The 11,902-nt window shown below is 72.7% G+C and carries 12 protein-coding genes; 9 read left to right on the top strand and 3 right to left on the bottom strand.

From position 1 onward, the window contains the following. Nucleotides 1–951 carry an ABC transporter permease gene (locus HLA93_RS09415; protein WP_222194119.1) on the bottom strand — a complete coding sequence of 317 codons (951 nt, stop codon included), beginning with the start codon at nt 949–951 and terminating at the stop codon, nt 1–3. A 204-nt stretch (nt 952–1,155) separates the two neighbouring features. Between HLA93_RS09415 and HLA93_RS09410 the strand changes: the two genes are divergently transcribed. Next, a complete protein-coding gene (locus HLA93_RS09410; RefSeq protein ID WP_222194118.1) occupies nt 1,156–2,340 on the top strand; it encodes a class I SAM-dependent methyltransferase in 1,185 nt (394 codons plus the stop codon). 61 nt (nt 2,341–2,401) lie between these two features. Here the strand turns inward: HLA93_RS09410 and HLA93_RS09405 are convergent, their stop codons facing one another. Further along, nucleotides 2,402–3,475: a glycosyltransferase family 4 protein gene (locus HLA93_RS09405; protein ID WP_222194117.1), complete on the bottom strand. Its 1,074-nt coding sequence runs from the start codon at nt 3,473–3,475 to the stop codon at nt 2,402–2,404. 74 nt (nt 3,476–3,549) lie between these two features. Between HLA93_RS09405 and HLA93_RS22015 the strand changes: the two genes are divergently transcribed. The 8 genes from HLA93_RS22015 to HLA93_RS09365 all read left to right on the top strand — a co-directional run bounded on the left by HLA93_RS22015 (nt 3,550) and on the right by HLA93_RS09365 (nt 10,993). Then, complete coding sequence (locus tag HLA93_RS22015; RefSeq protein WP_222194116.1) at nt 3,550–4,650, top strand: glycosyltransferase family 4 protein; 1,101 nt, start codon at nt 3,550–3,552, stop codon at nt 4,648–4,650. 74 nt (nt 4,651–4,724) lie between these two features. Then, nucleotides 4,725–5,879, top strand: coding sequence for a glycosyltransferase family 4 protein (locus HLA93_RS09395; RefSeq protein ID WP_308128035.1), 1,155 nt, complete (start codon nt 4,725–4,727; stop codon nt 5,877–5,879). A gap of 43 nt (nt 5,880–5,922) precedes the next feature. Continuing rightward, nucleotides 5,923–6,861, top strand: coding sequence for a glycosyltransferase family 2 protein (locus tag HLA93_RS09390; RefSeq protein ID WP_222194115.1), 939 nt, complete (start codon nt 5,923–5,925; stop codon nt 6,859–6,861). Next, a complete protein-coding gene (locus HLA93_RS09385) occupies nt 6,858–7,961 on the top strand; it encodes a mannose-1-phosphate guanylyltransferase (RefSeq protein ID WP_222194114.1) in 1,104 nt (367 codons plus the stop codon). The genes HLA93_RS09390 and HLA93_RS09385 overlap by 4 nt, the downstream gene beginning before the upstream one ends. An 84-nt stretch (nt 7,962–8,045) precedes the next feature. Next, entirely contained in the window at nt 8,046–8,801 is a 756-nt protein-coding gene (locus HLA93_RS09380) for a glycosyltransferase family 2 protein (RefSeq protein WP_222194113.1), read from the top strand. After that, nucleotides 8,798–9,178, top strand: coding sequence for a DUF2304 domain-containing protein (locus tag HLA93_RS09375; RefSeq protein ID WP_308128034.1), 381 nt, complete (start codon nt 8,798–8,800; stop codon nt 9,176–9,178). The genes HLA93_RS09380 and HLA93_RS09375 overlap by 4 nt, the downstream gene beginning before the upstream one ends. Before the next feature lie 85 nt (nt 9,179–9,263). Continuing rightward, complete coding sequence (locus HLA93_RS09370; protein ID WP_222194111.1) at nt 9,264–10,034, top strand: SDR family NAD(P)-dependent oxidoreductase; 771 nt, start codon at nt 9,264–9,266, stop codon at nt 10,032–10,034. Between the two features lie 23 nt (nt 10,035–10,057). Beyond that, complete coding sequence (locus tag HLA93_RS09365) at nt 10,058–10,993, top strand: DNA-3-methyladenine glycosylase family protein (RefSeq protein WP_308128033.1); 936 nt, start codon at nt 10,058–10,060, stop codon at nt 10,991–10,993. 6 nt (nt 10,994–10,999) lie between these two features. Here the strand turns inward: HLA93_RS09365 and rfbA are convergent, their stop codons facing one another. Beyond that, on the bottom strand, nt 11,000–11,863 hold the full coding sequence (gene rfbA, locus HLA93_RS09360; RefSeq protein ID WP_222194110.1) for a glucose-1-phosphate thymidylyltransferase RfbA: 864 nt from the start codon (nt 11,861–11,863) through the stop codon (nt 11,000–11,002). Nucleotides 11,864–11,902: the final 39 nt, after the last annotated feature.

Genomic DNA, 11,902 nt, shown 5'->3' with positions numbered 1-11,902 from the left:
TCACAGCTCCTGGGCGAAGTTGCCCTGGACGCGGGAGAAGTAGCGCTGGGCGAGCCACAGCAGGCCCAGTCCCACGACCAGGAAGAAGGCGAGGCGTGGCCAGAGATTGGCCTGCAGGGTGTACTCGGGGCCCATCGTGTAGAACGCCCGCTGGAAGGCCGCAATGACGTTGAGCATGGGGTTGGCCAGATACAGAGTGAGCAGCGTCTGGTGGCCGTTGGCGGCGAAGCTGTTCAGCGGCAGGGTGACCGAGTAGACGATCGGGACCATCCAGAACAGCGCGAGGATGATCACCTCGATGAGGTGCTGCAGGTCCCGCAGGTAGACCGTGGCTGCAGCCAGGAAGAGGCCTAGGGCCGTGCCCCACACGACGCACACGACGAGCGCCAACGGCACGAGTGCGAGGTCCCAGGTCGGGACGACGCGTTGCCCGATGGCCGCGCTGAGCGCAAGGGCGGCCAGTAGCACGATCATCTGGAAGAGGAAGTTGACGATCGCCGCGCCGACCACCGACAAGGGGAAGATTTCACGCGGGAAGTAGGTCTTCTTGAGCAGCCCACCGTTGCCCACGATGCTGCCTGTGCAGCCACCGAGGATGTCGGTGAACAGGCCCCAGATGACCAGGCCCGAGAAGATGAAGATCGCGTACGCGGGCTGGCTGTTGCCGAGGAAGATGGTGAAGGCGACGTAGTAGATGACCAGCTGGATCATCGGGCGGACGAGGGTCCAGAAGAAGCCGAGGACCGAGTCCTTGTACTTGACCTTGAGCTCCTTGCGGACCAACTGCACGAGCAGCCCGCGGAAGGACCAGATGTCCCGGACGTCCTCGCCGAACCCCCGCACGAAGGACCGCCGCGCATGGACGACGGTCATGGGGAGCTGGTCGACGTCGACGTCACCGTGGCCGTGCAGTTCCAGGGCAGCGGACGTCGTCTCCTGGGTGCCGTTCACGGGGGTGGTCCGCCCGGAGGCCGACTCGGTCGTGGTGATGGGAGGCATGCGCTTCCTGTTCTGACGGGTGGGGGCGGTCAGCGGACTCGCCCGGGCTGCCCTTGTGGCTGTGTCCGTCGGCCACCGAGAGTAGCTCGGGGCAAGATGAGCGCCTGACCGCTTCCGTGGGCGGCGGGACCTGTGTGACGAGGGGTGTCCAGAGAGATGTACGAACGGTCTGACGAGAGAAGTCCGGCAACCGCCGGTCTGCTACGGCGGCTGGGCGTCCGCGTACCCCTCCTGCAACGGCTGGCGATGAGCCGGCTGGGTCCGCTGGAAGAGGGGCAGCGGGAGCTGCGAGATGAGTTGGCGGGGGTCCGGCGCGACGCCGAGGGGACCACAGAACGCCTGGCGGAGCTCGCGCACCTCCTGGAGGAGCAGCGGAACAACCACGAGCTCCTCAAGGGCGAGTTGTGGGACCTCCGAGTGCAGATCACCGACTTCAGTCGGCAGCTCGCCGCGGACGCGAGGCTGGTGACCGCCGGAGCCCGTATCGCCGACCTCAAGGATGCCGTCGGGGCGGTGGAACGGCGGATGCGGAAGTTGGACCGCCCAGCCGGCGTGTCCGCGGGGAGGTCGGCCGTCGTGCAGGCGGACGATGCCTCCCCGTCGGACGGACGAGGGGGCCTCGAGGACATCAGCTCGGCGCTGTTCGACTACGTCGGCTTCGAGCGGCGCTTCCGGGGGGACCCGGAGGTCATCAACCGCGTGCTGCACGACCGGTACGCCGAGGTGCTGCGCGTCCACCAGCCGGTTGTGGACGTCGGCTGCGGACGGGGGGAGCTGTTGGAGCTGCTGGCCCGCGACGGCATCGAGGTCATCGGCGTCGAGCCGGACCCGGGCATGGCGGCCGAGGCACGGGCTCGGGGTGTCACGGTGCACGAGCAGCTGGCGAGCGACTACCTGGAGACAGTGCCCGACGGCAGTCTCGGTGCGATCATCAGCACCCACGTGGTGGAGCACCTGCCCCTCGATGCCCTGGTGGACTTCTTGGAGAAGAGCGCCCAAAAGCTCCGGCCAGGTGGGGTGTTCATCGCCGAGACGCCGAACCCGGCGACCCTGATCGTTCTGGGTTCGCACTTCATCATGGACCCGACGCACGTCTGGCCGCTGCACCCGGACTTGCTGTCGTTCCTGTGCGAGTCCGCGGGCTTCCGCCAGGCCCGGGCGGAGTTCTACTCCCCGGCCGACACGATGCACCTGCCGCTCAGCGACGGGACCGCCGACAGCGACCTTGCCCGCCGGGTGGACGAGGGGTTCTCCCGACTGAACCAGGTGCTGTTCGGACCGCAGGACTATGCGGTGTTCGCGACGGTCGGGGGAGGGTCACTAGCCGAGGACGGCGAGTGACCCCTCCGGCGGACGGGGGGCTACCGGCCGCAGCTGGCCCAGGCGAACTCATGAACGACGGTCAGCTGATCGCGCGTGCGTACACCTCTCGGGTGAGGGCTGCGCACCGGGCCCAGGTGAACACCTGGGCCCGGGCTTGGCGGGACCGTTGGTCACCTGGCAGGGTCCCGTCGGTCGCCTCGCCCAGCGCGGCCGCCAGTTCCTCGTCCGTGGCCACGAACCGGGCCTGGTCAGCGAGCACCTCGCGGGTGACGGGGAGGTCGGTGGCGACCACGGGCACGCCGCAGGCGAGCGCCTCGAGCGGCGGTAGCCCGAACCCCTCATAGCGGCTCGGGAACACGAGCGCCCGGGCGCCGGCGACCGTCCGCTGGAGTGCGCCGTCGTCCAAGTAGCCGGTGAAGACGACGGCGCCCTCGGGTAGACCGGTCAGGTCCAGCTGCGCGCCCCACCCGGCGGGCCCGACCAGCAGCAGCGGCGGCACGTCCGATCGTTCGGCGCGCACGGCCCGGTAGGCGGTCAGCAGCCGGGGGAGGCCCTTGCGCGGTTCGATGGTGCCCACCGCCAGCAGGTAGTGGGGAGGGATCCCGAGGCGGGTGCGCAGGGCCGCGTCGGGTGGAGCAGCCGTGGACCACGACGCACCCACGCCCAGCGGCGTGACCGTGACCCGGTCCGCTGGCAGCTGGTAAGCCTCCTGTAGTTCCGCGGCCACTGCTGCGCTGGGCACGACCACCTGGGCGACCCGGCGCAGGCTGCGGGGCACGAGTTCCCGGTAGGCGGCGGAGGTGGGGTCCACGGCGTCCCGGTGGTGCAGGTACGTCAGGTCGTGGACGGTCAGCACGCCGCGGGCTCGGCCGGTGGGGGGCAACACGAAGTTGGTGGCGTGGAAGACGTCGGTGGCCCCGGAGAGCAGCCCCACCGGGGGCCACTCTGCCCGGGACCAGAGTCCGCGCAGCAGCCGCGCGGGGACCGGGCGGCTGTGGACGGCCACGCCGGGCGGGGTCAGCGCGGGGAGGGCGCCCCCGCCGCGCAGGGTGAAGGCGGTGAGCGCCAGGCGGTCTCCGGCGGTGGTGGCGATCGGGGAGAGGGCCCGGGTCAGGCCGTCGACGTACCGGCCGACGCCCGTGCGCCGGCCCACCAGCGGTGTCGCGTCCAGGGTGATCCGGATGACGTGCTCCTCCCGCCGGGACCAGGGCCCTAAGGTCGTCGGTTGTGCGCGTGGCCGTGGTGCAAGAACAGATCCTCGCACCCGTCCCCGGGGGGACGGGCCGCTACACCAGGGAGCTGGTGGCGGCGCTGGCGGCCACCGCACCCGAGGGGGCGCAGGTCACCGGGTGGACCGGCTGGTACCGGGACGTGGGCCCGGCGCAGGTGCCCGGGGTTGCCGGGCCGCGCCGCCTCCCGTTGCCTCGGCGCGCCCTCGCTGAGGCGTGGCGTCGCGGGATCGGACCGCGCCCGCGAGGCGCCGACGTCGTCCACGCGCCGACGCTCCAGGTGCCGCCGGCGACCAGGGCGCCTCTGGTGGTGACGGTGCACGACGCGGTCCCCTGGACCCACCCGGAGACCATGACGCCCCGGGGCGTGGCCTGGCACCGCGACATGGCAGGACACGCGGCAGCCCGGGCGGCCGCGATCGTGGTGCCCACGCAGGCGGTGGCCGAGGAGATCGTGCGGTACCTCCCGGTCGACGGTCGCGTGACGGTGATCGGAGAGGGCGTCACCGATCGGCTGGCGGTGCCGGTGGACGCCGCCCGACGGGCCAGGGCACTCGGCTTGCCCGAGGACGGCCGGTTCCTGCTGAGCCTGGCGACCCTGGAACCGCGCAAGGGGCTCGACGTCCTGCTGGCGGCGCTCGCCACGGCCGGCGCGCCGGAGGTGCCGCTGCTGCTGGTCGGTCAGCCCGGCTGGGGTGGGATCGACCCCGAGCGGACCGCTGAGCGACTGGGGCTGCCCGCAGGGCGGGTGCGGGTGCTGGGCCGGTTGTCCGACGCTGACCTGGCGACCGTGCTCGACCGCAGCACCGCGCTGGTGGCGCCCAGCCGCGCCGAGGGCTTCGGCCTGCCGGTGCTGGAGGCGATGGCCGCCGGGGTGCCTGTGGTGAGCTCAGCGGCCGCCGCGTTGGTCGAGGTCGGCGGCGGTGCCACGGTGACCACACCGGTGGGCGACGCTGCCGCACTGGCCGAGGCGCTGGCCCGGGTGGTCGAGGACGCGGGCCTGCGGGCGGAGCTGTCTGCGGCCGGCCGGACCCGGGCCGCCAGCTTCAGCTGGGCGGGCGCAGCGCGCCGGACGTGGGAGCTGTACGGCTCGTTGTGACCGCTGCCTCGGGGTCTTGCCTGGGTCGTCCGTAGGGTGAGGGGCGTTCTGGTCGGGTGAGTCAGGGGGTGCGGGTGACGGGCAGCTCCGCCGTGCGCGTGCTCGTCGACGCGACCGCTGTCCCGGCGGACCGGGGCGGGGTCGGCCGGTACGTCGACCAGTTGCTCCCCGCGCTCCGGGACCAGGACGTCGACGTCGTCGTCGCCAGCCAGCGCCGCGACGTCGAGCACTACCGGTCCCTCGTGCCCGGGGCGCTCGTGCTGCCCGCCCCGGCCGCCGTCGCCCGTCGTCCGGTCCGTCTGCTCTGGGAGCAGGTCGGGCTGCCCGTGCTGGCGGCCCGTGCGGGCGTCCAAGTGCTGCACAGTCCGCACTACACGATGCCGCTGGTGGCCAGCGTCCCGGTCGTCACCACACTGCACGACGCCACCTTCTTCACCCAGCCGGAGGTGCACCTGCGCAGCAAGCGGGTCTTCTTCCGTGCCTGGACCCGCGTGTCGCTGCGCCGAGCGCGCCGTTGCGTGGTGCCGTCGCAGGCCACGGCCGACGAGCTGGCCCGTGCCACCGGTGCCGTCGACGGACGGGTCGACGTCGCCCACCACGGAGTCGATCCGGTGTCCTTCCACGTCCCGACCGACGCCGAGAGGGCGGCCGCACGCGCCCACCTCGGGCTCCGGGCACGGCGGTACGTCGCCTTCCTCGGCACCATCGAGCCGCGCAAGAACGTCCCGACGCTGATCGCGGCCTGGGTGGCGGCCTGCGCGGAGCTCACCGACCCGCCCGCCCTGGTCGTGGCCGGGGGGCGTGGCTGGGACACGGACCTGGACGCCGCACTCGCCGCGGTGCCCCCGCACCTGGAGGTGCTGCTGCCCGGCTACCTCCCGCTCGACCTGCTCGCCGGGTTCCTGGGCGGTGCTGAGGTGGTCGCCTACCCGAGCCTCGGGGAGGGCTTCGGCCTGCCTGTCCTGGAGGCCATGGCCTCGGGGGCCGCCGTCCTCACCACCCCGGTGCTGGCCCTACCCGAGGTGGGCGGCGACGCGGTGGCCTATGCCGCGTCGGACGCCGGCGCGCTGGCTGTCGCGCTGGGTGCGCTGCTGGCCGACGCGCCTCGCCGCGCGGAGCTGGCCGCGGCGGCTGTCGCGCGGGCGGCCACCTTCACCTGGTCCGAGTGTGCGCGGGTCCACGCCGAGACCTACCGCTGTGTCGCCGGCCGGCCGCAGCCCCGCCGGTGAACCGCCGACCTGCCGCTCCCGGCCCGGCCCGTAGGGTTGCGGCGTGAGTCAGGGAACGGGCGGGGCTGCGCTGCGCGTGCTGGCCGTCACCTACTCCCCGGGCCGGGCTCTCGACGGCTTCCTCGAGTCGCTGCGGGAGGCCACCTCGCTCCCGGTCGAGGTGGTGCTCTGCGACAACGGGTCCACCGACGGTGTGCCGGAGCGGGCCGCGGCCGCCCACGCCGACGTCCGGCTGCTCCGCACCGGCGGGAACGTCGGCTACGGAGCGGCGGCGAACGCCGGGCTGGCGGGGCTGGAGTCGGGATACGCGCTGATCGCCAACCCCGACGTCCGGTTTGCACCCGGCTCGATCGACGAGCTGCTCGCCGCGGCCCGCCGCTGGCCCCGGGCCGCCACCTTGGGGCCGGCGATCATGACGCCCGACGGTGACCTCTACCCCTCGGCTCGCGACCTGCCGCGGCTGTCGACCGGCGTCGGGCACGCGCTGCTCGGTTGGGTCTGGCCAGGAAACCCGTGGACCATGCGCTATCGCCGGGAGGACGAGGCGCCGCGCGAGCGCACGGCCGGCTGGCTGTCGGGCTCGTGTCTGCTGGTCGACGTCGCGGCCTTCCACGCCGTCGGGGGCTTCGACCCGGGCTACTTCATGTACTTCGAGGACGTCGACCTCGCCCGCCGGCTCGGGCAGCGTGGCTGGTTGCACGTCTACGTGCCCGCTGCGGTCATCGTCCACGAGGGTGGGCACGCGACCCGCCGTGAGCCGCACCGCATGCAGCGGGTCCATCACACCAGTGCGCTGCGCTACCTCTCCGGTGACCATCCGGGGCGCGCACGCTCACCCCTGCGACTGGCCCTGCGTGCCGGGCTCGGTGCCCGCATGGTGGTCTCGTACGTCAGCGGGAGGTTGGCGGCCGGCGCGCGATTCCAGCGGCGGGCGAAGGACGTCGGGCTCCCCGGCCCGGAGGACCTCGGAAGGCGGACATGAGACACGCGGTGATCATGGCGGGCGGTTCGGGCACTCGGCTCTGGCCGCTGTCGCGGGCGCAGCGGCCCAAGCAGTTGCTCGACGTCGTCGCCGATCCCGATGGTGCAGGGGCGCACAGTCTGCTCGCGGAGGCGTTCGCCCGGCTGCAGACCGTGCTGCCCACAGAGCAGATCTGGGTCTGTACGGCGGCCCGGTACGGCGACGACGTACAGGCCGCGCTGCCCGAGCTGCGGGCCGACAGGCTGGTGCTCGAGCCGGTTGCCCGCGACACCGCCAACGCAGTCGGGCTGGCCGCCGCGCTCGTGGCGGACGTCGACGCAGACGCCGAGCTCGCCGTGGTGAGCGCCGATCACGTGATCCGGCCGGTCGAGCGGTTCGCCGACGCCCTGCGCACTGCCTACGACCTGCTCGCCGTCCGGCCGCGGGCGCTGGTGACGCTGGGGGTCACCCCTACGTCGCCGGCCACTGGGTTCGGCTACGTGCAGAAGGGGGCGCCGACCGAGGTGGCCGGCGCGAGCGAGGCCGCCTCCTTCCGGGAGAAGCCGGACCTCGCCACCGCCGAGCAGTACCTCGCCAGTGGTGACTACGTCTGGAACTCGGGGATGTTCGTCTGGCGGGCGCAGACCGTCCTGGACGCGCTCGCCGACCACCTGCCGGAGTCGGCCGCCGGCCTGCGGCGCATCGTCGCCGCGCCGCCGGGCCCGGAGCGGGACGCAGTGCTCGCCGAGGTCTTCCCGACGCTGCCGAAGATCAGCGTCGACTATGCGGTGCTGGAGCCAGCGGCGGTCGAGCCGGGCCGGGTCGCCGTGGTCGACCTGGACGTCGATTGGCTGGACGTCGGCTCGTGGCCGGCCCTGGCGCACACGCTCAGCACCGACGGCGCGGGCAACGCGACCCGCGGGCTGACCGTGTTGCTGGACTCCTCGGGCAACGTGGTGCTCAGCGACGACCCCGACCACCTCGTCGCACTGGTCGGCGTTCGGGACAGCGTGGTCGTGCACACCGCCGACGTCACCATGCTGTGCCCGGTGGAGGACGCCGAACGGGTCAAGCAGTTGCTCGCCACGGTGGAGGAGCGGTGCGGCCGGGACTTCAGTTGACGGTGTGATGCACGGGGCGGTGCGGCTGGCGGGTCTGCGCCAGCGCCGCGGATCGGTGGCGTCCCGGTACTACATTCGAATGCGATGAAGCCCAGCCAAGCGCGTCCCGAGGCCGTCGCGGAGCTTGCGACCCCGCACGGCACGTCCGCCGAGTGGGCGGACACGGTGGTCGTCGTCCGTGTCTTCAACGAGGCACCGGTCGTCGGGGGAGTGATCGCCGAGCTGATCACCGCCGGCCTCACCGTCATCGCCGTTGACGACGCGTCCACGGACGCGTCCGCAGACGAGATCGACAAGACCGGAGCGCTGCGCGTGACGCACCCGGTCAACCTGGGCGCCGGTGGAGCCCTGCAGACCGGGTACGAGGCAGCGTTGCGTTTCACCGACGCCCGCTACGTGGCGTGCTTCGATGCCGACGGTCAGCACCAGATCGACGACCTGCTGGGCATGATCCGGCTGATCCGCCAGGGGCACGACGTGGTCATCGGCTCGCGGTTCCTGGACGGGAAGACGGAGATGAGCTGGCTGCGCAGTCTGATGCTGCGGACTGCGACGAAGCTGCTCAACCGTGGCGCCGGCACGCGGCTGACGGACGCCCACAACGGCCTGCGCATCGTCACACGCGACATCGCGTCGCAGATCAAGCTCTCCCACGCGGGCATGGCCTACGCCTCGGAGCTGGAGTACTTCCTGACCCGCCCGCAGAACAAGATCATCGAGTATCCGGTGCACATCCTCTACACGGACTACTCGCGCTCGAAGGGCCAGCCCTTGCTCAACAGCGTCAACATCTTGGTCGACACGCTCTCCCACCGGGTCAGCCACGGGCGGCGCAAGTGATCATCAAGTGGCTTCTCGTGCCGGCGCTGGTGGCGGCCGTCGTCCTGTCGTTGAGGGCCAGGTCGTCGCTGCGCGGCCAGGCCCGACGCAAGATCTTCGCCGGGTTGACCGTCGTCGCCGGGGCGATCGCGGTGCTCTTCCCCGACCTCCTCCAGGCGGCGGCCGACGTCGTGGGGGTCACCCGGGGAACGGACCTGATGCTCTACGGACTGGCGCTGGCCTTCATCTACCTGGTCGGCAGCACCAGCGTCCGGTTCCGCGAACAGGAGTCGCGGATCGTCATGCTGGCCCGTGCGGTCGCTCTGACCGAGGCGGAAGCACGGCTCGCCGAGCAGCGAGCGCAGTCGGGACCACGGACCCAGGGCACGTTCCCCTGACCTCGTGCACCGTGCAGGGCTCGGGACCGCGCCGGCTCGTGACTCGCGCAGTGCTGAGCCGACGGTGCTGGCTAACCTCGGGTGCATGAAGAACCTCGACGTCGCCGCTGTCGTCACCGGAGGGGCCTCCGGCCTCGGAGAGGCCACCACCCGCGCGCTGACCGCGGTGGGGGTCGCGGTCACGGTCCTCGACCTGCAGGAGGAGCGCGGCGCCGCGCTGGCCACCGAGCTGGGTGGGCACACGACGTTCGTCCGCACCGACGTCACCGACGAGTCGTCGGTGCAGGGGGCGATCGAGGACGCCACCGGCAAGGACCGGCCGCTGCGGATCGCCGTCAACTGTGCGGGCATCGGCTGGGCCCAGCGGGTGCTCGCCCGGGACGGCTCGGCGCACGAGCTGCCGGCCTTCACCCGCACCGTGATGGTGAACCTGGTGGGCACCTTCAACGTGCTGAGACTGGCGGCCGCGGCGATGGCCCGTACCGAGCCCGACGACGAGGGCGAGCGCGGCGTCATCGTGAACACCGCCTCGATCGCCGCCTACGACGGCCAGATCGGGCAGATCGCATACGCCGCATCCAAGGGCGGGATCGTGGGCCTCACCCTGCCGGCCGCCCGGGACCTGGCCTCGGTCGGGGTCCGGGTGTGCACCATCGCGCCGGGGCTGGTCGACACGCCGCTGCTGGCGTCCCTCCCGGAGGAGGCGCGCACCGCGCTGGCCGCCGGCATCCCGTTCCCGAAGCGGCTGGGCCGCCCGGAGGACTTCGCCGAGCTGGCCCTGGACGTCGTCCGGCACGGCTACCTGAACGGCGAGGTCATCCGGATGGACGGCGCCCTGCGGATGGCGCCGCGCTGACGACCGGCCCGGGGGAGACGACGGTGGGGGAGCAGGTGCTGGCGGTCGACGCGCCGGTGTACGACCAGGTCTGGTCGCCGGACTGGCCGCTGGACGTGCGCCGCACGCTGTCCCGGGACCGCCGCGGGACCGGCGACCCGACGCTGCGTTACGCCGAGGACGGCGTCTGGCGGACGACGACGACGCCCGACGGCCCGGCCACCGTGCGGCTGACCGGTGGGGCCGCGGCCATCCGGGTGCAGGCGTGGGGTCCGGGCGCGGAGTGGGCGGGGGAGGCCGCGCCGCGCTGGCTCGGAGCAGGCGACCAGGCCGACGACTTCGACCCCAGCCCGCACCCGCTCGTCGCCCGGCTGCACCGTGGGGCGCCCTGGCTGCGGCTGGGCAGCACCGGCCGGGTGTGGGACGCCCTCCTGCCCGCCGTCCTGGAGCAGAAGGTCACCGGGCTCGAGGCGCACCGCACGTTCCGCGAGCTGCTGCGGCTGGCTGGGGAGCCGGCCCCCGGGCCGGCGCCGTCCGGGATGTGGGTCGTGCCGTCGGCCGAACGGGTGCTGGCAGTGACCGACTGGCAGTGGCACGGGTGTGGCCTCGACGGCGCCCGCCGCCGGGCGCTGCGCGCGGTCGCCTCGGTCGCCTCCCGGCTGGAGGCCACCGTCCACGACGACTGCGACGACCTTCGCCGCCGGCTCCAGTCGGTGCCCGGCATCGGCGTGTGGACGGCCGCCGAGGTGGCCCAGCGCGCCGTCGGATGCCCGGACTCGGTGAGCGTGGGCGACTACCACCTGAAGAACCTGGTCGGCTGGTCGCTGGCCGGCCGCAAGACGGACGACGCCGGGATGCTCGAGCTGCTGGAACCCTGGCGGGGGCACCGGCAGCGCGTCGTCCGGCTGCTCGAGGTCGGCGGCAGCATGCCGCCCAAGCGGGGCCCCCGCATGGCCCCAACCCACTACCGTTCGATCTGAGCCGGCTCAGCTGCCGAGCAGGCCCAGCAGGTAGTTGCCGTAGCCGCTCTTGGCCAGCGGCTCGGCGGCGGCGCGCAGACCGTCGTCGTCCAGCCAACCGTTGCGCCATGCCACCTCCTCGATGCAGCCGATCTTGAGGCCCTGGCGTTCCTCCACGACCGAGACGAACTCGGTGGCCTGCCGCAGCGAGGCGAAGGTGCCGGTGTCCAGCCAGGCGGTGCCCCGGTCCAGCACCGTGACGGTGAGCCGATCCTGGCGCAGGTAGTGCTCGTTGACCGCGGTGATCTCCAGCTCGCCGCGCGCGCTGGGCGTGATCCCGCGGGCCACGTCGACCACGTCGGGACCGAAGAAGTACAGCCCGGGCACGGCGTAGGAGCTCTTCGGGGTGACCGGCTTCTCCTCGATGGACAGCACGCGGCCTGCGTCGTCGAACTCGACGACGCCGTACGCCTGCGGGTTGGCGACGTGGTAAGCGAAGACGTGCCCGCCGTCGGGCCCGGGCAGCCGGGACAGGGCGGTGCCCAGCCCCGCCCCGTAGAAGATGTTGTCGCCGAGCACCAGCGCGGCGGCCTGCCCGTCGAGGAAGTCTGCACCGATGAGGAAGGCCTGCGCCAGGCCCTCGGGCCGGGGCTGGACCGCGTAGTCGATCCGCATGCCCAGCCGGCCACCGTCCCCCAGCAGCCGGGCGAACGAGTCGCGGTCCTCGGGGGTGGTGATGACCAGGACCTCGCGGATCCCGGCCATCATCAGGGTGGACAGCGGGTAGTAGATCATCGGCTTGTCGTAGACCGGCATGAGCTGCTTGCTCACGCCCAGGGTGATCGGCCACAGACGACTGCCGGTCCCACCGGCCAGGATGATCCCGCGCACCAGGCGACCCTAGAGGTGGGCGGCGTCGGCAGGGGAGGA

Source organism: Modestobacter italicus, assembly GCF_019799965.1.
Lineage (GTDB): Bacteria > Actinomycetota > Actinomycetes > Mycobacteriales > Geodermatophilaceae > Modestobacter > Modestobacter italicus_A.
Note: the sequence above shows the minus strand (reverse complement) of the source record. Positions and strands in the feature narration are given on the sequence as shown.